We start from the raw sequence: 23,151 nt of genomic DNA on the forward strand, positions 1-23,151 counted from the left end.
GTGTCCGTTCACTGTTCGGTGGCGAGGGCGGAGGACCCCGGCCCGTCCAGCGCGCGCACGGCGGCGCTTCGGAGTATCGCGACGCGGGTCCCCGGGCTGATGCCGATGCCGAAGTGGGTACCGGCCTGGTCGAACTGGGCGCGCATGATGTCCTTGACGCGCCGCGTGGCTTCGTCCTCGCCGTACCGCTCGAACAGCGAGGCCAGCGTCTCCTTGAACTCCGGGACCTCCTCGGCAGCGGCGAACCACGCCATGAAAGTCTCCATCTCCCTGCTCGGCCGCTCCTCGCGCCGCGCGATCCAGCGGGCCATCTCCTCACGGTCCGGCCAGTCGGGCGAGTCCTCGTGGCACCGTTTGCAGAGCAGCAGCAGGTTGTCGGCGGTGGCCGGGCCGCCGAGGCTGTCGGGCACGATGTGTGCCCGGTCCAGTCGCGCCGCGCCCCAGCGCCCTTTCGCAGTGGCGGCCTTCTCCCACTTCTCGCCGAACCACCCGCAGGCGAAGCAGCACGGGCTGTCCGGAACCAGCCACGGCGCGAACCTCTCCCGCTCCGGGCTCCCGGCCCAGTACCGCGCGATCGTCCATTTGTCCGGCATGTCGGTGTGCCGTCCGCTCTGCCTGCTCATGCGCTTCGCCCCCCTGGCGTGTGTGCGCACGAGCATGGCAGAGGCCACTGACAACGAGGATTCAGCCCTGCCGCTCCGTCAGGCCCGCCGCCTCCACGCTCCCCACCGGCGCATCCGTCACCGGTGTGCCGCACACCGTCCCCCGCACCGTCGTCACCACTCCCGGCCCGCCCCGGTGCAGCACCGGGGCCGTGGCCAGGTCGTCGAGGAGGTCGCACAGGTGGTGGAGGGGGAGGAGGGCGCGTGGGGCCCGCGCGCCCTCGGTGCGGGCCGCCTCCCGTGCCGCCGTGAGGGAGGCGCGGGCCGCGGCGAGCGAGGTGCGGACCTCGTCCGTCGCGACGACGGCGCGGTCCGGGTGGCTCGTGAGGTCGCGGGTCGCCGCGGCCAGGGCGCGGGTCGCCGTGGCGAGGTGGGCGCGCAGCGGCGTCGGGGTCTGCGTGCGCGTCGCGGCGCTCGCGAGCGGCACGAGGACACGGGCCCGGCGCGCCGCCGCCGCGTAGACGCGCAGCCGCTCGCGCAGGTACGAGGGGCTGTTGCGCCAGACCAGGGGCCGCGTCAGCGGGCGGGCGACGAGCGCGAGGGCACGCAGCCGGTGGTCCACCTCGCGGGCGAGCGCGTCCGGGTCGGCGTCCTCCACCGCCGCGCCCTCGAAGCGCAGCGCCACCCCTTCGAGCAGCTCGGTGAGCGCCCCGAACAGCTCCGCCCGCGCCGAGTTCACGGTGTCGCGCGTGCTGGTCGGCAGGAACAGGAGACTGACGAGGATGCCGACGAGCGCCCCCGCCGCCGTCTCCTCCAGGCGCAGCAGCAGCAGCTCCGCCGAGAACTCGTGGAGCAGCGTGTACATCTGCGCCACCATGATCGTCACGAAGAAGATCATGTACGCGTACGAGACCTTCACCAGGTAGAAGCCGGTGCTCATGCTCACGACGATGAGCGTCAGCGCGAGCAGGCTGTGCCCGGTGGTCAGGTGCGCGAGCCCGATGCCCGCGATGATGCCGAGCAGCGTGCCGAGGACGCGGTGACCGGCCTTGATGACGGTCTCGGAGCGCGTCGCCGTGCCGGTGAAGGCGACGAAGGCGGCGATGACGGCCCAGTAGTACCGCTGCTCGGAGATCGCCTTGCCCACGACGATGGCGAGCCCCCCGGCGAACGCGGCCTGGAAGGCCTGCCGTGTCGAGAGCGGCACGCGGCGCAGCGGATTCCAGCCACGTCCGCGCGCGTGGACGTCCTTGGCGACGGACGGCGAGCCCGGCAGGTTGCCGAGGCTCAGCGCCACGGCGGGCTCGAAGTCGGTGTCGGCGGACGCCGCCGCGCCCGGCGCGGGCACGCGGCCCACGAGCCCGGTGTACGTCGCGGCGGCGGCGGCGAGCTGCCGCGCGGCGGGCAGCGCGCCCCGTACGGAGTCCGGCGCGTCGGAGCGGCGCGACTCCAGGAGCGTGCGGGCGAGTTGGCCCGCCTGCGCGTAGCGGTGGCGGCCGAGGGCCTGCGCGATGGCGTGCGCGGCCGCGCGTGGCCCCTCGGGCTCGTACGGCTGCCGCGCGAGCGTGTCGGCGGCGTGCGCGACCGCCTCGACGGCGAGCTGCGCCTCCAGGAGGCGGCGCCGCAGCGCGCGCGCCGACCAGTCCTCGGGCAGCGCGCCCGGCTCCGTGGACCAGCCCTCGATGAGCAGCGCGGTCTCGGCGAGGCCGAGCTGACGGGCGTGGAGTTCGCGGCGCAGGCGCTCGCGGCGGCGCGGCGACTCGGCGGCGAGCAGCGCGGCGGCGGTACGGGAGACGGCGCGGGCCCGGGCGCCGAAGGCGGCGCGCGCGTGGCGCAGCGCGTTGCCCGCGCGGTTGCGCAGCAGGGCGAGGCACAGGCCCGTGACCCAGACGGTGGCGAGGAGTATGGCGACGAGCAGCCCGGGCAGCTGGGAGACCTGGGGGTGGAGGAAGGCCGCGAAGAAGTAGCCCATCCAGCCCATGAAGCCGTAGAAGAAGTAGGCGAGACCGAAGCGGCGCACGTACACGGCGGCGAACATCACGACGACGAAACCGGCCAGCATCGCCACTTCGTGCCCGGCCACCGCGATGCCCGGCAGCAGCCCGGCGAAGAGCGCGACGGGGAAGAACACGGCGATCCGCAGATTCGCCACGACCGAGGGACCGGCGAGGGCGTTCGAGCCCAGCATCGCGATCACCGTGCCGATGATCATGTGGACGATCATGTCCTGCGGAGCGGCGCCCGCGAGCCGTGCGTAGAGGTACTCGATGCCGAGCGCGCCGGCCATCGCGAGGCCCGCGGCGAGAGCCGACCTGAGCCGCCCGAGACCGGGGTCCGAGCCGAGGTGGAAGTCACGGATGCCGTGGGCGGCGGTGCGGAGCGCGGAGGTGCGCGGTGCGCAGGCGTGCGGTGCGCGGGCGCGGCCCGCGGGGGCGCCGGGTGCCGAGGGGCGCGGCGCGCCGGGAGGGGGCGCGGCGGGGGAGGTCGTGGAGTGCGGGGCCGCGGGCGCGGCGTGCGGTGCTTCGGAACGTATGCCCTCTGCCATCTGGTCCTTGTCGCTCGGGGGTCGATCGGGGGTCACCCGAGGGTGCTCGGAGACGCCCGGACGCGCTCGGGGAGGAGGGCCCCGGCGGGTCGCGGTGGCGAGGCGTCCGGAGCCTGTACGTTACATATAATAACAAGTATCGTACCGATATTCCTCACGGGGAGTGCCAGCAGGATGACCGTCGAGCGTCAGCCGGACGGGGCCGAGCCGCCCCGCGCCGACCTCATCGACCGGATCGAGCGGCAGACCGCCTTCCTCAACCGCAACTTCGAACTGCTCCACCGCAGGTCGCGGACGCACAGCGAGATGGACCGCTCCGAGTACCTCATGCTCCGCACCCTCGGGGCGGCACCCGAACCCCCCGACATCAACGCCCTCGCCGCGATGCTCGGCCTCAATCCGTCGACGGCGGGCCGCCAGGTCGCCGCCCTGCGCCGCAAGGGCTTCGCGACCACGACGCCCGACCCCGCCGACCGCCGCCGCAGCCTCATCACCCCCACCGAGGAGGGCCGCCGCCTGGCCGCGGAGGAGCGCCTGCGCCGCCAGGAGGGCTTCGCCGACCTCCTCGCGGACTGGGACGAGGCGGACCTGCGCCTGCTCGGCGAGATGTTCCGCAAGTACAACGTGGCCGTCGCGCGGAAACACTTCACGCGCGAACCGTGAGGGGTGTGGCTGGTGGGTGTCGGTACGGGGGCGGGGCGCCCCCGACGCGTACGCGGGAGGCCGGCGTACCCACGCGCCGCGTGACCCGGCCCCGCGCGCTCAGGCCCCCGGCTGCCCCGCCGCCTCCGCCGCGTGCCGCTTGATCGCCTCGTCGCGGCGGCGCACGTACCACGTGCCGAAGAGGCCGAGGCCCGCCCCGGCGGCGCAGGTCCACAGCCACCACAGGTGGCCGTGGTCGTCGAACCAGCCGTAGAACGGGAGCTGGACGAGGAAGAGCAGGAACCAGATCCCCGTACCGGTCGCGATCGTGGCCACGACGGGGCCTTCGAGCGGTTCCGGTGCCTCGTGCCGCGGCGTCCACTTCTCCATGCGGGCCAGCTTACGCGGCGGACGCACGCGGTTCCCGGGCGACTCCGCCGCGTCCCTATCCCAAGGTCACGCCATGATCCACGCGACACGCCGTCTCAGTCCGACTTGCGTTCTACGCGCGGAGATAGCTATTTCGCGTTCATGTCTTCATACTGAACCCGCTCGGGTGTGGCTGAGTTCTTTCGTCAGAATCGACAAAGCGACCGAATTGCTCGACGGAGAGCGACCGGAAGCTCACGCGTCCCACCCGTCATCCCCGTAGCTTTCGCTCTCCTGACCAGAGGTTTCCCCCATGCCCACCTCGGCAATCGCCCAGGACTCCGTGCCCGGAGGACCTTCCGGGGCCCCGCCCCGGAACGCCGTGGACCGTTTCTTCAAGATCTCCGAGCGCGGCTCGAACTTCGGTCGTGAGATCCGGGGTGGCTTCGCCACCTTCTTCGCGATGGCGTACATCGTCGTGCTGAACCCGATCATTCTTGGCAGCGCCAAGGACATGAACGGCCACCACCTGGACAACGGGCAGCTCGTCACGGCGACGGCCGTCACCGCCGCCTTCACGACGCTCCTCATGGGCGTGATCGGCAACGTCCCGATCGCGCTCGCGGCGGGCCTCGGCGTCAACACGGTCGTCGCGCTCCAGCTCGCGCCCCGTATGACATGGCCGGACGCGATGGGCATGGTGGTCCTCGCCGGTCTCGTCGTGATGCTGCTCGTCGCGACCGGCTTGCGCGAACGCGTCATGAGCGCGGTTCCCAACGGGCTGCGCAAGGGCATCTCGATCGGTATCGGTCTCTTCGTGCTCCTGGTCGGCCTCGTCGACTCGGGCTTCGTCTCCCGTATCCCGGACGTCGCCCAGACCACGGTCCCGCTCCAGCTCGGCGGCGACGGCCACCTCAACGGCTGGCCCGTGCTCGTCTTCGTCCTCGGCGCGCTGCTCACCGTCGCGCTGCTCGTCCGCAAGGTCTCGGGCGCGATCCTCATCAGCATCGTCGCCATGACCGTCGTGGCCGTGATCATCAACGCGGTCGCCGACATCAAGCCGGGTGCCTGGGGCCTGACCGAGCCGAAGTGGCCGGGCAACCCCGTCTCGACGCCGGACTTCGGGCTGATCGGCAACGTGAGCCTCTTCGGCGGCTTCCACCACGTCGGCATCCTCACCGGCATCCTGTTCGTCTTCACCGTGCTGCTCTCGTGCTTCTTCGACGCGATGGGCACGATCATGGGCGTCGGCGACGAGGCGCACCTCACGCGCGAGGACGGCTCCATGCCGGGCATGAACAAGATCCTCTTCGTCGACGGCATCGCCGTCGCCGCCGGTGGCGCCTCGTCCTCCTCGGCGACCACCTGCTTCGTCGAGTCGACGGCGGGCGTCGGCGAGGGCGCCCGCACCGGCTTCTCGAACATCATCACCGGCGCGCTCTTCGCCGTCGCGCTCTTCCTGACCCCGGTCGCCACGATGGTGCCCTCGCAGGCGGCGACACCGGCGCTCGTCGCGGTCGGCTTCCTGATCCTCTCGGGATCGATCACGAAGATCGACTGGACCGATTTCACGATCGCCATCCCGGCGTTCCTCACCATGGTGATGATGCCGTTCACCTACTCGATCACGAACGGCATCGGGATCGGCTTCGTCACCTTCACCGTGCTGCGGATCGTCGTCGGCCGCTGGCGCGAGGTGCCGATCGCGATGTACATCGTGTCGGCCGTGTTCGCCTTCTACTACCTGATGCCGGCGCTCCAGCTCACCTGAGGGGCCGGACGGTCGGTGACCCCCGGGCGCGCGGAGCGCGTGCCCGGGGGTCCGTCTTTTCCGGGGAGCCGCCCCTCGCCCCGTTTCTCCGGGATGCCGCCCCTCGCCCGTACTCGCCCCTGCCCGCCCGTGCTCACCCGTAGAACTTCTCCGTCTTCTCCACCGCGGCCTTGAAGCGCTCGTCGAAGTCCTCCCGCACGAGTGTCCTGATCACGTAGTCCTGCACGGTCATGCCGCGTCGCGCGGCATGCGTGCGCATCCGGTCGAGCAGTTCGCCGTCGATCCGCAGGCTGAGCACATCGGTCCCCATACGCCCAGAATCACGGCACCGGGGGCGGGATCGATATTTTCCGGCCGCGACTCACTCGTACGGGTGAGTGCGGTCTTGCGTGCGAGTGTCCTGAAGGTGGCGGGCGGGTGTGGGGCAGGTCATGCCGGGGCAGGCTCCGCGCAGTCTCTTTAGTAAGAGTAATGAGTTACGCTAACTACCATGCTTGACCTCAGTCAGGGTGAGGACGCCGCCGCCATCAGCGCGCTCCGTTCCTCCGTGATGCGGCTCTCCCGCCGTATCAAGCACCAGCGCGTCGACGAGTCGCTGAGCCCCACGGAGATGTCGGTGCTCGGCACCCTCGCCCGGTGCGGTTCCGCGACCCCCGGTGAGCTGGCGCGCAAGGAGCACGTGCAGCCGCCGTCGATGACGCGGATCGTGGCACTCCTGGAGGCGAAGGGCCTCGTCCGGCTCGAACCGCACCCGGAGGACCGCCGGCAGAAGGTCGTCAGCTCCACCGAGCGGGCCGAGACGATGCTCGCCGAGAGCCGCCGCAAGCGGAACGTGTGGCTGGCCCAGCTCGCCGCCGAACTCGACGAGGACGAGTGGGAGAAGCTCCGGGCAGCCGCCCCGGTGCTGGAGAAGCTCGCACACCTGTGAGCGAGAGGCTCGCGCACCTGTGAGCGAAAGGAAGGCGAAACCCTTTGAGTACGGGACCCGGAGCAGACTCCGCCCCCGCACCTGACCGCCACGACACCACCGCCCGCCCCGCTCCCGGCTCCGCCGAGGACCCCGCCCGCCGTACGGCGGAGCGCCAGGCCCTCGAAGCGGACGCCGCCCAGGAGGACCCGGACGAGATCCCGGTCCCCACCGAGGACCCGGACCCCGCCGCCGGGCACCCCGACGCCCGTCCGGCATCCGTTGCCGACGCCTCGCCCGGCGCCCGTCCGGCATCCGGTGCCGCACCTGATGCCCGTACCGCGTCCGATGCCGGTACCGCGCCTGATGCCGGTACGGCCTCCGACGCCCGCACCGCGCCCGACGCGCGCACCGCCACGAATCCCACGCTCGGAAAGCCTCCCACGAACGCGCACGCGCACGCCGCCACGTCCCCCGCCGATCCCGAGCCCCCGCGCCGCACCTCGATGTTCAGCTCGCTGCGCATCCGCAACTACCGGCTCTTCTTCACCGGCCAGGTCGTCTCCAACATCGGCACCTGGATGCAGCGCATCGCCCAGGACTGGCTGGTGCTCAGCCTCACCGGGTCCTCGGCCGCCGTGGGCATCACGACCGCGCTCCAGTTCCTGCCGATGCTCCTCTTCGGCCTGTACGGCGGCGTGCTCGTCGACCGGCTGCCGAAGCGGCAGACGCTGCTCGTCACGCAGGCCGTCATGGGCCTCACCGGGCTCGCGCTCGCCGTGCTGACCCTGAGCGACAACGTCCAGGTCTGGCACGTCTACCTCACCGCCTTCGTCCTCGGCCTCGTCACGGTCGTCGACAACCCGGCCCGGCAGACCTTCGTCTCCGAGATGGTCGGCCCGGGGATGATGCGGAACGCGGTCTCGCTCAACGCCGCGAACTTCCAGTCCGCCCGCCTCGTGGGCCCCGCCGTCGGCGGCGCGCTCATCACGGCGGTCGGCAGCGGCTACGCCTTCCTCCTCAACGGGCTCTCCTTCATCGCGCCGATCATCGGCCTGCTCCTCATGCGCTCGGGCGAGCTGCACGAGAGCCACCGCACCCCGCGCGGCAAGGGCCAGCTCCGCGAGGGCCTGCACTACGTCGCGAAGCGGCCCGAGCTGATCTGGCCGATCGTCCTCGTCTTCTTCGTCGGCACCTTCGGCTTCAACTTCCCCGTCTGGCTCTCGGCCTTCGCGGACGACGTCTTCGACGCGGGCGCGGGCACCTACGCGGTCTTCAACATCCTCATGGCGGTCGGCTCCCTCGCCGGGGCGCTGCTCGCCGCGCGCCGCGCGCGCACCAGGCTGCGGCTCCTCGTCGGCGCGGCGATCGCCTTCGGCGTCCTGGAGATCGTCGCTTCGCTCGTGCCCTCGTACTGGCTCTTCGCCGCGCTGCTCGTGCCGATCGGCATGTGCGGCCTGACGTCCAACACGACCGCCAACCAGACCGTCCAGATGGCCGCCGAACCGGAGATGCGCGGCCGGGTGATGAGCCTGTACATGATGGTCTTCACCGGCGGTACGCCCGTCGGCGGTCCGCTCTTCGGCTGGCTCACCGACACCTACGGCGCCCGGATCGGCTTCGCGGCCGGTGGCGCGATCACAGCGCTCGCCGCCGTCGCGGTCGGTCTCGTCCTGGCCCGTATCGGCGGCCTGCGCATGGAGTTCGGCTGGAACCGGGGCCACCCCCGCCTGCGCTTCGTACCGCGCGAGGGGGAACGGGCGAAGGAACTGGCGGCGGTGGCGTGATCCGTGCGGTCGTCCGTCCGGGGCCGCACGGTCCCGTCCGGACCACCGCGTAGACACAGATGAACGCCCGTATGGATCTGTACATACGTCTGTACAGATCCATACGGGCGTTTTAAACAGCCGTACAACCCTGCGTGTCGCTCTCTCAGCCGGCCAGCAGCCCCAGCGTGTCCACGACGCGGTTCGAGAAGCCCCACTCGTTGTCGTACCAGGCCACGACCTTGACGTGCCTGCCGTCGACGCGGGTGAGGGCGGCGTCGAAGATCGAGGAGGCCGGGTCGCCGACGATGTCGGCGGAGACGAGCGGGTCCTCGGCGTATTCGAGGACGCCCGCGAGCCGTCCGGCGGCCGCCTCGCGGTACGCGGCGAGCACCTCCTCGCGGCTCACCTCGCGCGCCACGGTCGTGTTCAGCTCGACGATCGAGCCGACCGGGACGGGCACGCGGATCGAGTCGCCCGAGAGCCTGCCGTCCAGCTCCGGGAGCACGAGGCCGATGGCCTTCGCGGCGCCCGTCGTGGTCGGCACGATGTTGACGGCGGCGGCGCGGGCGCGGCGGGCGTCGCGGTGCGGGCCGTCCTGGAGGTTCTGCTCCTGCGTGTAGGCGTGCACGGTCGTCATGAAGCCGTGCTCGATGCCCGCGAGTTCGTGGAGGACGGAGGCGAGCGGGGCGAGGGCGTTCGTCGTGCAGGAGGCGTTCGAGACGATGTGGTGCGTCTCGGGGTCGTACGCCTCCGTGTTGACGCCGTACGCGAGCGTCACGTCCGCTCCGGCGGACGGCGCGCCCACGAGCACCTTGCGCGCGCCCGCGTCGAGGTGGGCGCGCGCGGCGTCGGCGGAGGTGAAACGACCGGTCGCCTCCAGGACGAGGTCCACGCCCAGCTCCGCCCACGGCAGCCGGGCCGGCTCGCGCTCGGCGAGCACCCTGATCCGGCGCCCGTCCACGACGAGGGTGTCCCCGTCGACGCTCACGGGCCGCCCGAAGCGCCCCGCCGTCGTGTCGTACCGCAGCAGCCGCCCGAGCGTCTCGGGGTCGCCGAGGTCGTTGATCGCGACGACCTCCAGCTTGCTGTCGCGCTCGACGAGGGCGCGGAGGACGTTGCGGCCGATGCGGCCGAATCCGTTGATGGCGATACGGGTCATGGTGGAGGCCCTTCCTGGCGTTCTGCGCTGCGGCTCTTGCCTTCACCACCAGACTCGCGCCGCGCGCCGGGGGGTGGCCGAGGCGGAAGCGCCAGGGTCCGCAAGGATCACGCCAGCCGGTTCAGCCGCGCGGTGCGCGACGTTCGCGGCGGCCCTCGGGTGCTCCGGGGCGGCCGCGTTCCCCGCGTTCCTCCCGCGAGAAGGTGCGCCGGTACTCGCTCGGGCTCGTGCCCAGCACCCGCTGGAAGTGCAGCCGCAGATTGGCGCCGGTGCCGAGCCCGACCGCGACGGCGATCTGCTCGACGCCCCGCTCGGAGCGCTCCAGGAGGGCGCGCGCCGCGTCGATCCGCACGCGCGTCACCCACTCCATGGGCGTGTAACCGGTGTCGTCCGCGAAGCGGCGCGAGAAGGTGCGCGCGGAGACGGCGGCGTGCCGGGCGAGGACGTCGAGGCTCAGGGGCTCGCCGAGGTGGCGCAGGGCCCACTCGCGGGTCGCGGCGAAGCGTTCGCCGAGCGGTTCGGGGACGGCGCGCGGCACGTACTGCGCCTGGCCGCCGCTGCGGTACGGCGCGGCGACGAGGCGGCGCGCGGTGTGGTGCGAGGCGGCGACGCCAAGGTCCCGGCGCAGGATGTGCAGGCACAGGTCGATGCCGGACGCGGCGCCCGCCGAGGTGAGCACGGTGCCCTCGTCGACGAAGAGGACGTTCTCGTCGACGCGCACGCCGGGGTGCCGTTCGGCGAGGGCCCGCGTGTAGTGCCAGTGGGTCGTGGCGCGGCGCCCGTCGAGCAGCCCGGTCGCGGCGAGCGCGAAGGCGCCCGTGGAGATCGCGGCGAGCCGGGCGCCGCGCGCGTGCGCGGCGCGCAGCGCGTCGACGACCTCGGCGGGCGGGTCCTCGCGGTCGGGGTGACGGTAGCCGGGCAGGAAGACGGTCTCGGCCCACTCCAGCGCCTCCAGGCCGTGCGCGACGCCGTACGAGAGCCCGTCCCCGCCGGTCACGAGCCCGGGCGCGGCACCGCACACGCGTACCTCGTACGGCATGCTCGCGCGGGTCGAGAAGACCTGCGCGGGAATGCCGACGTCGAGCGGCTTGGCACCTTCGAGCACGAGGACGGCGACGCGGCGGAGGCGGCGGGGACGGCGGGGACGGCGGTCGGTCACGCGGGACAGGCTACGGAAGCGGGCTCCGGAAGGAAGGGACGGCTTGCGCGGCCCTACGGGCTCGGGGCGTCGTCGAGGCGGATCGCGAGGACCTGGCCCGGCCATCCGTTCTGGTCGAAGCGCTCCGTACGGCGGAATCCGCAGGACACGTAGTAGTCGACGAGCCGGCCGTCGTCGCCCGCGTAGCAGTCGACGCGGAGCAGTCCGACGCCCGCGCGCCGCGCCTCGGCGGCGGCGTGGGCGACGAGCGCGGCGCCGATGCCGTGGCCGGCGAGGGCCCGGTCGCTCACGAGGAAGTGCAGGTAGCGCTCGGGCTCGGGCGCGGGGTCGAGGTAGGGGCCCGGACCGTCCGTCAGCGTCATCGAGCCGACGACGCGCCCGTCCAGCTCCGCGACCCAGGGCTGGCCCTTCGCGAAGTAGCCCTGGACCTGTTCGACGACGCGGGGGCGGTCGGTGAAGTGCCGGGTGCCCCACTGCCCCGACCGGCCTCGCGCGCTCAGCCAGTCCACCGCCCCGTCCAGGAGCGCGAGGACGGCGGGGACGTCCCTTGCCTTGCCGGGTCTGAGCGTCAGCGCTCGGGAGGTGTCCATGTCCGCGAGGTTAGGGGAGCGGGGCGCCGGACGCGGGCCCCGCGCCAAGACTGTGAATCACGAGACTTTTCACGGGCGCCGACGCGCGGTTCCCCCGTTTCCCCGGTCCGCTTGTCGGACCATCGGTTTGCCTGCCCGGTTATCCACAGGCGTGCGGGACTTCCGCCGGGGCCTGTGGAATCGTTCCTCGCACGATGAGACTCTTCGCCGCGCTCCTGCCCCCGCCCGAGGCCCTCGACGAACTCGCCGCCGCCGTCCGCCCACTACGCCGCCTGCCGGGAGCGGACGACATGCGGTGGACCCGCCCCGAGGGCTGGCACGTGACCCTGGCGTTCTACGGGGACGCCGAACAGGAGCCGCTGGTACGGGATTTGACGGCCCTGGCCGTGTCCCACGCGCCGCTGCGCCTGTCGCTCGGCGGCGCGGGCGGCTTCCGGGGCGGGACGCTGTGGACGGGGGTACGGGGCGATGTCGCCGCTCTGCGCGCGCTCGCCGGGGCCGCGCGGAGCCTGGGCGGCGCGGCGGAGCACGCCTACCGGCCGCACCTGTCGCTGGCGCGGGGCTCCCGGAGGCTGTCGCCCCGCGCGTACGAAGAGCTGCTCACTTCGTACGAAGAGCTGCTCGGGCCGTTCTCCGGCCGGACCTGGACCGCCGACCGCGTACGCCTGCTGCGGAGCGTGCCGGGCGGGCACGGGATCGCGAACCAGTACGTGACGGAGGCGACGTACCCCTTGGCCGGGCCCGCCGGGCGGGACGGCTAGGCTCGAAGCGTGGACCCGAAGACCCGGAACCGGATCATGGCCGGTGTGCTCGTAATGATGTTCGTCGTCGTGGCGGTGGCGGCGGCCGTGGGCCAGTAGCCCCGTACCGCCGCCACCACACGCGCCTCCGGCCGGAGGCCCGCCGTCACCAGGCGAAGGCCTCCGGGGATGCCCCGGGACCGGGGAAGATCTCGTCGAGGCCGCTCAGGACCTCTTCCGAGAGCTCGACGTCCACGGCGCGCAGCGCCGAGTCGAGCTGTTCCCTCGTGCGCGGCCCGACGATCGGCCCCGTCACACCGGGACGGGTGAGGAGCCACGCGAGGGCGGTGTCGCCGGGCAGCAGCCCGTGCTTGTCGAGCAGTGCCTCGTACCGCTCGATCTGCTCCCGCACGGCCGAGTTCTTGAGCGCGTCGGCGCTGCGACCGCTGACGCTGCGGCCGTTCGCCGCGCCCTCGCGCTCGCGCTTGAGCGCGCCGCCGAGCAGCCCGCCGTTCAACGGCGACCAGGGGATGACCCCGAGCCCGTACTCGCGGGCGGCCGGGATGACCTCCATCTCGGCGCGGCGCTCGGCCAGGTTGTACAGGCACTGCTCGCTCACGAGTCCGACCATGCCGCGCCGCGAGGCGAGCTCGTTGGCCTGCGCGATCTTGTAGCCGGGGAAGTTCGACGAACCGGCGTAGAGGATCTTGCCCTGCTGGATCAGGACGTCGATCGCCTGCCAGATCTCCTCGAAGGGCGTGTTCCGGTCCACGTGGTGGAACTGGTACAGGTCGATGTGGTCGGTCTGGAGCCGCTTGAGGCTCGCGTCGACCGCGCGGCGGATGTTGGCGGCGGAGAGCTTGTGGTGGTTCGGCCACGGGTCACCGACCCCCATGTAGCCGTTGACCTTCGTGGCGAGCACGACCTTCTCGCGCCGGCCGCCGCCCTGCGCGAACCAGGTCCCGAGGATCTCCTCGGTCCGGCCCTTGTTCTCGCCCCAGCCGTAGACGTTGGCCGTGTCGAAGAAGTTGACTCCCGCGTCGAGCGCGGCGTCCATGATGGCGTGACTGTCGGCTTCGTCGGTCTGCGGCCCGAAGTTCATCGTCCCCAGGACGAGCCTGCTGACCTCAAGTCCCGTACGTCCGAGTTGCGTGTACCTCATGCCGACCAGCCAACGCCTTGGAGTGGACTCCAGGCAAGTGGGGGGAGGAACTGAGGTCGGCCCGCGCCCTGCTCACGGCTGCTCCGGGAAGTCCTTCGTCGTCAGAACGAGCGCGGCCGGTGTCTTGCTCAGGTCCAGGTCGAGCCCGAACTCCACGATCGTCTCGGCGCGGTACTCGCCGTCACGCGGCTCCGTGTAGACGTGGCAGCGCCGCTGGTACGGGTCGGCGACGAGGTAGACGGGCACCTCGGCGGTCGCGTACGCCGCCTTCTTGGGGCCGTAGTCGTTCTGCCCCGTGCCGCGTGAGATGACTTCGGCGACGAACTCGACGTCCTGGTGGTGCCAGCGGCCGTTGTCCGTCTCGGCGCCGTCCTTCATGGCGGCGATGTCGCAGGCGAAACCATTGAGATGACCGGGGAAATCGATCCGTACGTCCGAGGCGATGCGCGTCGGTGGGTAGTGGGCCGTCAGCTGCGTCACGAGCTTGAGGATGATCTCCCAATGCGTCTGGCGCTGCGGTGACATGAAGATGTACCCCTCGACGATCTCTACCCGAAATCCGTCAGGGGTGGCGCGCTCCACGCACTCGAAAAGTCCGTCGAGGTCACTGGTGTGATCGTCAGCGTGATCGCCGTCGTGGTCTGCCATCGTGATCCTGTCCTCGGTGTGTACGAGGGTCATCGTGGCGCTTCTTCCCGGCGGGGTGCTGGAGACCCCGCCGTGTCACCCAACGGTAGGACGAGCGGGCCCGACACGGTACGGGAACGAGCGTGCGGGGGCAGGAGGGGCGCGCCGGCGCGCGGGGCCGGGGCAGTGGGGGTGGCGCCGGGCGCACACGGGAGTGGCGGGGGCGCACGGACGGGGGCGGAGCGTGCGCGGGGAGCTAGCGTTTCTCGTATGAGTGACAACGTGCCTGCGAACCCGAGCCCTCAGGGGCCCCTCCCCGTCCCGCCCACCGAGCCCCCGTGGTCGCTCACCGACCCCGCCGAGCTGCTTCCCGCGTATCTCGACTACTACCGTGCCACCGTGCTCGCCAAGCTCGACGGGCTCTCGGAGGCGGAGTTGCGCGGCAGCAGGCTGCCCTCCGGCTGGTCGCCGCTCGAACTGCTCAAGCACCTCGCGTACGTCGAACGGCGTTGGCTGCGCTGGGGTTTCCTCGGTGAGGAGATGGACGAGCGTACGGCGTGGGGCGACGACGACCCGGAATCGGGCCGCTGGCGTGTGCGCGAGGACGAGTCCCCGGCGCGCGTCCGGGGCCTCTTCGCCGAGGAGTGCGAGTACTCGCGGCGGATCGTCGCGGCGGCCGGACTCCGCGACCGCGCGGCGAGCACGGGCCGTTTCCCGCCCCCGGCCGAGCCGCCCACGCTGTCGTGGATTCTCTTCCACGTACTCCAGGAGTACGCGCGCCACACGGGACACCTCGACGTGGTACGGGAGTTGACGGACGGGCGAGTCGGGGAGTGAGGGCGCGGCGGCGCACCGGCCGGGGGCTTCGCCGACGTGCCGTCAGCCGACCCCGCGTTTCTCCAGGGCCCCGAGGGTCACGACGAGCAGGACCACGGCGCCGCCCGCCCCCGCGAGCAGCATCTCCCACCACACGTCGATCCCGCCCAGGAACCGCAGCGCGAACCGGAACGGCGCCACGGGCAGCACCTCCAGCGCCCACCGCGCCACCGGCCCGAGGACCCACGCACCGACAGCCGCCCCCAGGACCGCCGCCCCGACGAGCAGCGTGAGGATCAGCTCGTCCGATGGTGTGGTCGTCTGCTTTTCCGCTTGGCCGACCGGGTGCGCTTTCCCTGGGTCGGCCGCGTGCGTTTCCCCTGGCCCGGCCGCTGGTGGTCCCGTCCGTCCCTCGCCGGGTGGTGGCGTCTTCTCCGGTTCCCCCGAGTCCTTCGTCATGCTCCGAGTCTTCCGCTTCCCCACGCCACCGCGCGAGACGCGTGGGTCTACGGTGCTTCGACTTTGGTAGGGGGAATCGCCCCCGACTCCGGCGCGGGGCGGACGGCACCGTCCGAGGACCGGCCGAGGGGCTGCCCCCGGTCAGTCCTGGGACGGACCGTGCGGGGGCACCGGGGTGTGCTCGATGCCGTGGAGGAGCGCGCGGAAGGACCACGTGAAGCGGGCGTCCGGGGTACCGGAGAGGAGTCGCGACGAGGCAGCGCGGATGTGCGGGTGGCGGTCGGGGTCGACGCCGTGGACGGCGTGCCGGACCGCCTGCCACTCCTCGTCGGCGACCGGTGAGGCATCGCGGTCGGTCTGTTCGGCGGCCGTCGCGGTGGCGTGCTGGAGAAGCAGGTCCACGCCCCAGGCGGCCCGGTCGGACGCCACACCCCCCTCGGCGAGGAGGGCGAGCATGCGCTCGACGAGGTCGAGGTAGTGCGGGCCGCTGGGGCGGGCCACGAGCGCGGAGCGCGCGAGGCCCGGGTAACGGAAGAGGAGGAGCGTGTACGAGTGAAGGAGGCCGATCAGCCGCTGCTCCCAGCCCGCTCCGTCCTCCTCGGGGAGGACCTCGGGGACGGCCTCGGCGGGCCCGGGGACCTCCACCTCGCCGAGGAGCTGGTCGAGGATCGCCGCGTGCAGCTCCGTCGTTCCCGCGACGTACACGTAGAGCGAGGCGGGCCCGGTGTCGAGCTCCTTCGCGAGGCGCCGCATCGTGACCTTGTCGAGGCCCTCGGCGGCCATGACCCGGATCGCCGCCGCGACGATGCCGGTACGGCTCAGCGCCGGTTTCGCGGGGCGGTCGCGACGGCTGCGCGGGGCGGCGGTACGGGGGGTGGCGTTACGGGGGGCGGCGGCGCGGCGCGGGGACGCGTCGGTCTGGCGTCCGGGCGGCGCGGGGTCCGTGGTCTCGTCGCCGTCCATGTCCCTCGCTCGCCTCGCCATGCCGTCACTGGCCCGGAGCTGCCCCGGGCCCGTTCACTGTAACGAACGGGTTCGGCGCGGGGCCTCGCGACGGCGGGTCGGTGCGACGGCGGGGCGGCGCGATTGCGGGGCGGTGCGACGGCGGGGCGGCGCGCTGCGCGTTACGGCGGGCTGTGCGGTGCGGGCCCCGCAGTACGGGCCTTCCGCGCGGGCGTGACGTCGCGCCCCCGGACGTGGGGCGTGCTCGCGGACCGGGGCAGCCGTCCCCGTATGTCCGCTCCGGCCCGTACCGCCGCCCCGTCCCGCACCCGCGCCGCCTCGCCCGCGCCCCCGGTCCCCGCCTCACACCGTCAGCACCATCCGGAACCGTGCCTCCCCGCGCCGCATGCGGGCGAAGGCCTCGTCCGCCTCCGCGAGCGGCCGTTCCTCCGTCCAGGGGCGGACGCCGGTCTCCGCCGCGAAGCGGAGCGTGTCCTGCGTGTCGACGGCGATCCCGGAGGCGTGACCGTAGACGCGGCGGGCCCTGTCCACGAACTGCGCGGCGGTGAGGTCGAGGTGTTCGGGGGCGACGCCGACGATGACGAGTTCGCCGCGACGGCCCAGCCCCTCGAAGGCGTCGGCCATGGCCTGCGCCTGGGTGACGGTCGCCAGCACGACCTTCGCGCCGCCGAGCGCCTGGAGCTCGGCAGCGACGTCCTGCGTAGTGCTGTCGATGTAGTGCGCCGCGCCCAACTCCGTCGCGAGAGAGCCCTTCTCCGTCCCTCGGGCGATGGCCACCGTGCGGAAACCCATCTTCGCGGCGAACTGCACGCCGAGGTGCCCGAGCCCGCCGAGCCCCAGGATCGCGACCGTGTCCCCGGCCCGCGCCGCGCTGCGCCGCAAGGCGTTGTACACGGTGACCCCGGCGCAGGCGAGCGGTGCGGCGTCGACCGGGCTGAGCCCGTCGGGGACGGCGGCGAGCGCGACGGCGGGCACGATCACGGACTCCGCGTACCCGCCCGGGTAGGCGACGCCGGGGATCTCCGCCTCGGGGCAGAGCACTCCGTCTCCGGTACGACAGGCGTCGCAGTGCCCACAACTCCCGCCGTACCACCCGACGGCGACCCTGTCCCCGACCGCCCAGCCGCCGACCCCCGCGCCGAGCGCGTCGATCCGGCCGGCGATCTCGTGCCCGGTGGTGACAGGGAAGGGATTGCCCATGGCGCCGCTCACGACGGCCGTGTCCGAGTGGCACACCCCGCACGCCTCCACGGCGATCCGCACCTGCCCGGGTCCCGGCTCCCCGGTCTCGACCCGCGCCTCGGTGAAGGCCCCGCCGGCCGCCTCGACCCGCATCGCGCGGTGCGTGCGCTGCTCCTGGCTCATCTCGTACGTCCCTGTGTCTCGGCTGAGTTGTCCTCCTCACTCCTACCGCGTCGTCCTCGCGGCCTACCACCGAGGAGGGACCCGTCCGCCGACCGGCCCGCGCACCCGCACGCCGTGACGGCCCTTCGCCGTCCGGCCGCTTCCGCCGTGCGGCGGCTCCTCACCGCTCGGCCGCGCTCCGTTCCACGCACACCTCGTTCCCCTCGGGGTCCCGCAGCGTGACCCAGCCCCCGTCGTCCGCGCGCCGGTGGTCCTCGTGGAGCGTGGCGCCGAGGGCGAGCAGTCGCTCCACCTCCTCGTCGCGTGTGCGGTCCTGCGGCTGGAGGTCGACGTGCCAGCGGTTCTTGGTGGTCTTGGGCTCGTCGACGCGTACGAAGAGCAGCGCCGTGCCCGTCGAGAGCACCGTCGCCTCGGGGTCGCCGGGGAAGTCGTCCTCGGCGAGCGAGCCGTCGAGGACGGTGGCCCAGAAGGTGGCGAGCGCGTGGGGGTCGGCGCAGTCGATGGTCAGGTGCCTGATGAGAGATGCCATGGGGGGAGGGGAACACGGTGCGGGGGCAGCGGCCAGCGAATTGCCAGGCGTGCGAGGGGCGTTGGCGGGAGAAGGGGTGCGAAGTGCGGGGCGCGGGGCGGGCTGCCGCTGGGGTGGGCGGAGGGCGGGGAGCGGGGAGCGGGGAGCGGGCGGAGTGTCGGGCGGGATCTCGGGCGGGGGTCGTTCCGTCAAGGCGATGAAGTTCCCGTTCGCCCGTGTTTCACTCGATCGGGGGCTTGTGTGTGACGTGGGGGTTTGGTGGTGCGGGAGCGGGCATGACGTCCGGCGAGGGGCCGGGCGGCGGTCGACGGGAGGCGCGGGGTGAGGTCGAGGGTGAGGGTGCGGGTGGGTGCGGGCGAAAAGGGTTCGCGGGCGCGGGGGCGGGTCCGTAGCCTCGCGGCTCATGGAGACGAAGGAGTACGGAGCGGGAGGGGACGGCCAGGACGGCGGGGTGGGTGACCCCGCGCGTCCGCGGGTCGGGGTGCTGCCCGTGCCGGGCGCGCGCATCCACTACGAAGTACGGGGCAGCGGTCCGTTGTTGGTTCTGCTTCCCGGCGGCGGGGGAGACGCCGGGGTGTACGACGCGTTCGCGCCGCTGCTGGCCGAGGTCTACATGGTCGTCGCGCTCGACCCGCGTGGGTACTCGCGCAGCGTGCTCGACGGGCCGCCCGTGACACAGACCGTGGAGCGGCAGGCCGACGACGTGGCAGCGCTCGTCGCGCACCTCGGGGGCGGGCCCGCCGACGTCATCGGCGGCAGCGACGGAGCGCTCGTCGGCCTGGACCTGCTCGCCAGGCACCCCACCCTCGTACGGCGTGTCCTCGCTCAGGAACCCCCGGCCTTCGGCCTGTTGCCGGATGCCGAGGAGCACAGGGCGTTCATCGCGTCGGTGCACGAGACGTTCGTTCGGGAGGGGCTGGGCCCCGCAGGGGCGCGGTTCGCCGCGTGGGCGGGGGCGGGCGGCGACCCGTGGGAGCCGACACCGGAGCTGGCGGCACGCCTGTTCGCGAACGGCCCGCGTTTCCTGGAGCACGAACTGCGTTCCTTCACCTCGTGGGTGCCCGACGTCGAGGCGCTGCGCGGACCGGCCGCCGCGGGCCGGCTCGTGCTCGCCGTCGGGCGCGAGACGAGGGGCGCGCTGTGCCGCGAGCCCGCCGTCACGCTCGCCTCCCGCCTCGGCCTGGACCCCGTACCGCTGCCGGGCGGGCACGGGGGCTGGCTCGCTGCGGCGGAGGAATCGGTGTCAGTCATCCGGGAGTTGATGAAGTGAGCGGGGCGACCGCCGAGGACGAAGGGGCCCGCTGGGCCGACGACGTACGGGAGATGGTCGCCTGCGCCGTCGCGGCGCTCGCACCCGCGGCCGCCCCCGAAAGCACCGCCCTGTGGTCGGTCCCCGCGGGGCCGTTGACCTGGAGCTGCTGGGAGACGGGAGAGCACCTCGCCGACGACCTCTTCGCCTACGCGGCCCAACTCGCCCCCGCGAGTCCGCCCGGCGACGACGACGTGCCCTTCCGCTGGGAGAGTACGACGCCCGGCGGCCCCGCGAACACGATCCGCGCCGACCCGGCACACGGCCCCGCCGGACTGCTGCGCGTGATCGACGCGTGCGGCGGACTGCTCGCGGCGATCGTCCAGGTCACGCCGCCCCACGCCCGCGCCCATCACGTCTTCGGGCGGTCGGACGCGGCCGGGTTCGCGGCGATGGGCATCGTGGAGACACTGGTGCACACCGACGACCTCGCACACGGCCTCGCCCTGGACTGGACCCCGCCCGAGCCACTCGTCGCCCGGTCGCTGGACCGCCTCTTCCCCGACGCCCCACGCGACCTCGCACCCCCGTGGCCCACCCTCCGCTGGGCCACGGGCCGCGCCTCCCTACCGGGCCAGCCGGACCGCTCGAACGGCTGGCGCTGGGACGGGAGACCGGTGTTGGAGCGGGGGGAGCGCGGGGCGGGGTAGCGGGCGGGGAGAACGGGAGGGGAGGCGGCGGGGGCGCGGGACGGTGGGGGGCATGGGTGCGAGCGTTCGGGGTCGATTGGGGCGGACGCACTGGCGAGGGGGGGCGGAGCCCGAGCGGGGCGCGAGCGGAGCCCGAGCGGGCGGGCTCGGGGCGGGCTGAGGTGTGGGCTCGGGGCGGGCTGAAGCCGACGCGTTGGGGACGGTGAGGTGTGGGAGTTCGGGGCGCGCTGGGGCGGACGTTTGGCGGGCCGGGGCGGTGCGCGGGCGGGGGTGTTCCGAGGGGGCGCGGGGCGGGCTGAGGCAGAGCGGCGGGAGAGGTTGGGGTGCGCTTCGGAGTGGGGTGAAGTGGCGCGCGTGGGGTGGCTGAGTAGTCGGGGACGAGTCGGGGCTGATGCTCTGGCGAGGCCCGAGCGGCACGAGTGTGGGGCGGGCTGAAGCGGTGCGCTGGGGACGTGAGCTGCGGGAGTTCGGGGCGCGCTGGGGCGGGCTCGCGGAGGCCGGGGCGGTGCGCGGGCGGGGTGTTCCGAGGGGGTGCGGGGCGGGCTGAGGCGCGGGTGCTCGGGGCGCGCGGGGGGCGGACGCCTGGCGAGGCCGGTGCGATGCGCGGGCGCGAATGTTTTGAGGGGGCGCGGGGAAGGGGCGCGGCCGGTGGGCCGGGCCGGGCTACGGGGTGCTGCGCCGTAGCGGGGTGGGTGGCGCCCGGCACCGGGTGCGACGACTGATGACGGGCGGCGAACCCGCTCGCGGAGAAGGGAGGCGCCAATGGCGTACGCAGGCCACGGTTTTGGGCACTCCAGCGCCCGCCCCACCCCCGCTCGGGCCGCCCGGCCCTGAACGAACCGGTCGGGACAGGTTCCGGGTGCGGTGCCTCGGGGTGACGCCGGGGCGCGGGCGCTCCTGGGGCGGCGGGCCCGTGGTGCGGGAGCGTCCGGGCGGGGGAGTCCGCCGCCGAGGGGTGTCAGGGGTGGAGGACGAGGCGGTTGCGTACGCCGTCGAATGTCGCCGCCAGTGCGCGCGCCTTCGGGTCGTCGGTGCTGGCGAAGAGGCCCTGGCGGTCGGCGTGCACGGTCAGGGTGGCGTGGCGGTCGATCACCTCGGAGACTCCGCGCGCGTCGATCGCGTCCGCCCAGGCGTCGAGGTTGCGGCCGAACCAGGCGGGCAGGCCGCAGGGTTCCCGTACGGCCTCCCAGAAGTCGTCGAGCGTCGCGATCGGCCGCCCGCGCAGGTCGACGAGCAGCTCGGTGACCGTCATCGCGCGGACTCCCCGCGCGCGGTGACGTCGGGCAGGTGCCGCAGCGCGGCCTCCACGCTGTCGCCGCCGCTCGTGTTGAAGGCGATCGCCGCTTGCGGGGCGTGGCGGCGCACGAGGTTGACGGCCGCCTCGAAGAGGGGCAGCAGCGGCTCCGCCTTGCGCAGCCCGCCGCCGATGACGACGACGTCCCACGCGCGGCTCGCGAGCGCCCTCGCCAGGGTGGGCTCGGCGCGCTCGTCGTACTCCACGAGGACCATGCCGGCGGTGACGCCGTACGTGGCGAAGCGGGCGAGTTCGGCGTCGAGGAGCGCACGCAGAGCGGGACCGTCCGCGCCGGGGATTCCCTCGGGGTCGTAACCGACGACGAGTGTGTGGGGCATCCAGGCACACTAATGACGTCCGCGCCGCGCGCCAAGGGGGCCGCGTCCGCGCCGGTCAGCGGCCGTGGCCGCCCCACCGAGTGCCACACTGGCCCCATGGAATCGCGTGAATTCAGCAGGCTCGGCCGTTCCGTCTCCGTCGTCGGCCTCGGTACGTGGCAGCTCGGCGCGGACTGGGGCGACGTGGACGAGAAGGACGCCCATGCCGTCCTGGAGGCCGCCGCCGACTCCGGCGTCACCTTCTTCGACACCGCCGACGTGTACGGGGACGGCCGCAGCGAGCAGACCATCGCCGCCTTCCTCAAGGACCACCCCGGCTCCGGGATCACGGTCGCGACGAAGATGGGCCGCCGCGTCGACCAGCTCCCCGAGAACTACGTACTCGACAACTTCCGTGCCTGGAACGATCGTTCGCGCCGCAACCTCGGTGTCGACCGCCTCGACCTCGTACAGCTGCACTGCCCGCCGACGCCCGTCTACTCCTCCGACGAGGTCTACGACGCGCTCGACACGCTCGTCGCGGAGGACCGCGTCGCCGGGTACGGCGTGAGCGTCGAGACGTGCGCGGAGGCGCTCACCGCGATCGCCAGGCCCGGCATCACGAGCGTGCAGATCATCCTCAATCCCTTCCGTATGAAGCCGCTCGACGAGGTGCTGCCCGCCGCGCGGGCCGCCGGGGTCGCGATCATCGCGCGCGTGCCGCTCGCCTCGGGTCTGCTGAGCGGCAAGTACACGGAGGACACGACCTTCGCGGCCAACGACCACCGCACCTTCAACCGCCACGGCGAGGCGTTCGACCAGGGCGAGACCTTCGCCGGGGTCGACTTCGCGACCGGCGTCGCCGCCGCGCGCGAGTTCGCCGCGCTCGCCCCCGAGGGTGCGACCCCGGCCCAGGCCGCGCTGCGCTGGATCGTCCAGCAGCCCGGCGTCACCACCGTCATCCCCGGCGCCCGCAGCCCCGAGCAGGCCCGCGCCAACTCGGCGGCGGGCGAACTGCCGCCGCTCAGCGAGGAGACACTGACGGCGATCCACGAGCTGTACGCACGGAAGATCGAACCGCAGGTCGCGGGGCGCTGGTAGGCGGGGTGGCGCGGGGCGCGGCGTGGTGCGGGGTGCGCGGCGTGTCGGCGGACGGCGGGCGGCGGGTGCGGAGGCGCGCGTAGGCCCAGGTCCGCGCGGGGCTTCCGTCATCAGCCGAGAGCCGCAGGGCGTCCCGCCGTCTGGCCGTAGGTGGCGAGGCGCGCGCCGTCCGGCCGAAGGCTGCGAAACGTAAGCCGACCGCCCGGCGTCTGCCGGGCGTCCCGCCGTCCGGCCGAAGGCCGTGTCCTCGCACCCCGCCGTCCGGCGGGTCATCCCCGCCGGACGGCGCCTGCGCTCCCGCCCTCC

24 protein-coding genes are annotated in these 23,151 nt (G+C 73.2%); 9 read left to right on the forward strand and 15 right to left on the reverse strand.

Translation table 11 applies throughout. From position 1 onward, the window contains the following. Positions 1-8: 8 nt before the first annotated feature. Together ACIP4O_RS02980 and ACIP4O_RS02985 are read right to left on the reverse strand one after the other, a co-directional pair. Complete coding sequence (locus ACIP4O_RS02980; protein WP_401570776.1) at positions 9-623, reverse strand: HNH endonuclease; 615 nt, start codon at positions 621-623, stop codon at positions 9-11. 61 nt (positions 624-684) lie between these two features. Then, positions 685-3,147: an FUSC family protein gene (locus tag ACIP4O_RS02985; protein ID WP_401570778.1), complete on the reverse strand. Its 2,463-nt coding sequence runs from the start codon at positions 3,145-3,147 to the stop codon at positions 685-687. A 174-nt stretch (positions 3,148-3,321) separates the two neighbouring features. Between ACIP4O_RS02985 and ACIP4O_RS02990 the strand changes: the two genes are divergently transcribed. Beyond that, the gene (locus ACIP4O_RS02990) at positions 3,322-3,810 is read left to right on the forward strand and encodes a MarR family transcriptional regulator (RefSeq protein ID WP_361319778.1); all 489 of its coding nucleotides are present in this window, start codon (positions 3,322-3,324) and stop codon (positions 3,808-3,810) included. 99 nt (positions 3,811-3,909) lie between these two features. Here ACIP4O_RS02990 and ACIP4O_RS02995 read toward each other — a convergent pair whose 3' ends face one another. After that, positions 3,910-4,179 (reverse strand): DUF2530 domain-containing protein, encoded by a 270-nt coding sequence (locus ACIP4O_RS02995; RefSeq protein ID WP_401570784.1) that lies wholly within the window; start codon positions 4,177-4,179, stop codon positions 3,910-3,912. A gap of 292 nt (positions 4,180-4,471) precedes the next feature. Here ACIP4O_RS02995 and ACIP4O_RS03000 point away from each other — a divergent pair, with 292 nt between their 5' ends. Next, positions 4,472-5,929, forward strand: coding sequence for an NCS2 family permease (locus ACIP4O_RS03000; protein ID WP_361319784.1), 1,458 nt, complete (start codon positions 4,472-4,474; stop codon positions 5,927-5,929). A gap of 133 nt (positions 5,930-6,062) precedes the next feature. Here the strand turns inward: ACIP4O_RS03000 and ACIP4O_RS03005 are convergent, their stop codons facing one another. Next, complete coding sequence (locus ACIP4O_RS03005) at positions 6,063-6,239, reverse strand: ribbon-helix-helix protein, CopG family (protein WP_164285695.1); 177 nt, start codon at positions 6,237-6,239, stop codon at positions 6,063-6,065. A 180-nt stretch (positions 6,240-6,419) separates the two neighbouring features. On the opposite strand from ACIP4O_RS03005, the gene ACIP4O_RS03010 reads away from it, so the two are divergent. Further along, the gene (locus tag ACIP4O_RS03010) at positions 6,420-6,857 is read left to right on the forward strand and encodes a MarR family transcriptional regulator (protein ID WP_361319788.1); all 438 of its coding nucleotides are present in this window, start codon (positions 6,420-6,422) and stop codon (positions 6,855-6,857) included. A gap of 44 nt (positions 6,858-6,901) precedes the next feature. Then, positions 6,902-8,623: an MFS transporter gene (locus ACIP4O_RS03015; protein WP_401570789.1), complete on the forward strand. Its 1,722-nt coding sequence runs from the start codon at positions 6,902-6,904 to the stop codon at positions 8,621-8,623. Between the two features lie 145 nt (positions 8,624-8,768). Here ACIP4O_RS03015 and gap read toward each other — a convergent pair whose 3' ends face one another. The 3 genes from gap to ACIP4O_RS03030 form a co-directional block, all read right to left on the reverse strand. Then, positions 8,769-9,764: a type I glyceraldehyde-3-phosphate dehydrogenase gene (gene gap, locus ACIP4O_RS03020; RefSeq protein ID WP_401570792.1), complete on the reverse strand. Its 996-nt coding sequence runs from the start codon at positions 9,762-9,764 to the stop codon at positions 8,769-8,771. Between the two features lie 121 nt (positions 9,765-9,885). Beyond that, positions 9,886-10,923 carry a GlxA family transcriptional regulator gene (locus ACIP4O_RS03025; RefSeq protein WP_401570795.1) on the reverse strand — a complete coding sequence of 346 codons (1,038 nt, stop codon included), beginning with the start codon at positions 10,921-10,923 and terminating at the stop codon, positions 9,886-9,888. 53 nt (positions 10,924-10,976) lie between these two features. Next, the gene (locus ACIP4O_RS03030) at positions 10,977-11,513 is read right to left on the reverse strand and encodes a GNAT family N-acetyltransferase (protein ID WP_401570798.1); all 537 of its coding nucleotides are present in this window, start codon (positions 11,511-11,513) and stop codon (positions 10,977-10,979) included. A 194-nt stretch (positions 11,514-11,707) separates the two neighbouring features. On the opposite strand from ACIP4O_RS03030, the gene thpR reads away from it, so the two are divergent. Continuing rightward, positions 11,708-12,274 (forward strand): RNA 2',3'-cyclic phosphodiesterase, encoded by a 567-nt coding sequence (gene thpR, locus ACIP4O_RS03035; protein WP_401570801.1) that lies wholly within the window; start codon positions 11,708-11,710, stop codon positions 12,272-12,274. A gap of 145 nt (positions 12,275-12,419) precedes the next feature. Here the strand turns inward: thpR and ACIP4O_RS03040 are convergent, their stop codons facing one another. Together ACIP4O_RS03040 and ACIP4O_RS03045 are read right to left on the reverse strand one after the other, a co-directional pair. Further along, a complete protein-coding gene (locus ACIP4O_RS03040) occupies positions 12,420-13,415 on the reverse strand; it encodes an aldo/keto reductase (RefSeq protein ID WP_401570804.1) in 996 nt (331 codons plus the stop codon). A gap of 72 nt (positions 13,416-13,487) precedes the next feature. Further along, positions 13,488-14,096, reverse strand: a complete 609-nt coding sequence (locus ACIP4O_RS03045) for a Uma2 family endonuclease (RefSeq protein ID WP_401570807.1) — start codon at positions 14,094-14,096, stop codon at positions 13,488-13,490. Between the two features lie 216 nt (positions 14,097-14,312). On the opposite strand from ACIP4O_RS03045, the gene ACIP4O_RS03050 reads away from it, so the two are divergent. Beyond that, positions 14,313-14,879, forward strand: a complete 567-nt coding sequence (locus ACIP4O_RS03050; RefSeq protein WP_401570810.1) for a DinB family protein — start codon at positions 14,313-14,315, stop codon at positions 14,877-14,879. Between the two features lie 42 nt (positions 14,880-14,921). Here ACIP4O_RS03050 and ACIP4O_RS03055 read toward each other — a convergent pair whose 3' ends face one another. The 4 genes from ACIP4O_RS03055 to ACIP4O_RS03070 form a co-directional block, all read right to left on the reverse strand. Then, positions 14,922-15,317, reverse strand: a complete 396-nt coding sequence (locus ACIP4O_RS03055; RefSeq protein WP_401570813.1) for a hypothetical protein — start codon at positions 15,315-15,317, stop codon at positions 14,922-14,924. Positions 15,318-15,458: 141 nt separating this feature from the next. Beyond that, positions 15,459-16,280, reverse strand: coding sequence for a TetR/AcrR family transcriptional regulator (locus ACIP4O_RS03060; RefSeq protein WP_401573787.1), 822 nt, complete (start codon positions 16,278-16,280; stop codon positions 15,459-15,461). A 342-nt stretch (positions 16,281-16,622) separates the two neighbouring features. After that, positions 16,623-17,645 (reverse strand): alcohol dehydrogenase catalytic domain-containing protein, encoded by a 1,023-nt coding sequence (locus ACIP4O_RS03065; protein ID WP_361319819.1) that lies wholly within the window; start codon positions 17,643-17,645, stop codon positions 16,623-16,625. A 160-nt stretch (positions 17,646-17,805) separates the two neighbouring features. Next, entirely contained in the window at positions 17,806-18,174 is a 369-nt protein-coding gene (locus tag ACIP4O_RS03070; protein ID WP_401570816.1) for a VOC family protein, read from the reverse strand. A 403-nt stretch (positions 18,175-18,577) separates the two neighbouring features. Between ACIP4O_RS03070 and ACIP4O_RS03075 the strand changes: the two genes are divergently transcribed. Further along, a complete protein-coding gene (locus ACIP4O_RS03075) occupies positions 18,578-19,444 on the forward strand; it encodes an alpha/beta fold hydrolase (RefSeq protein WP_401570819.1) in 867 nt (288 codons plus the stop codon). Beyond that, positions 19,441-20,133, forward strand: a complete 693-nt coding sequence (locus tag ACIP4O_RS03080; protein WP_401570822.1) for a hypothetical protein — start codon at positions 19,441-19,443, stop codon at positions 20,131-20,133. The genes ACIP4O_RS03075 and ACIP4O_RS03080 overlap by 4 nt, the downstream gene beginning before the upstream one ends. Positions 20,134-21,091: 958 nt before the next feature. Here the strand turns inward: ACIP4O_RS03080 and ACIP4O_RS03085 are convergent. After that, complete coding sequence (locus ACIP4O_RS03085; RefSeq protein ID WP_401570825.1) at positions 21,092-21,385, reverse strand: barstar family protein; 294 nt, start codon at positions 21,383-21,385, stop codon at positions 21,092-21,094. Beyond that, positions 21,382-21,765 (reverse strand): hypothetical protein, encoded by a 384-nt coding sequence (locus ACIP4O_RS03090; protein ID WP_401570828.1) that lies wholly within the window; start codon positions 21,763-21,765, stop codon positions 21,382-21,384. The genes ACIP4O_RS03085 and ACIP4O_RS03090 overlap by 4 nt, the downstream gene beginning before the upstream one ends. A 96-nt stretch (positions 21,766-21,861) precedes the next feature. On the opposite strand from ACIP4O_RS03090, the gene ACIP4O_RS03095 reads away from it, so the two are divergent. Beyond that, positions 21,862-22,845 (forward strand): aldo/keto reductase, encoded by a 984-nt coding sequence (locus ACIP4O_RS03095; protein WP_401570831.1) that lies wholly within the window; start codon positions 21,862-21,864, stop codon positions 22,843-22,845. The last annotated feature ends 306 nt before the right edge of the window (positions 22,846-23,151 follow it).

Origin of the sequence: Streptomyces sp. NPDC088923, from assembly GCF_044749745.1 — a bacterium.
Taxonomy (GTDB): Bacteria; Actinomycetota; Actinomycetes; order Streptomycetales; family Streptomycetaceae; genus Streptomyces.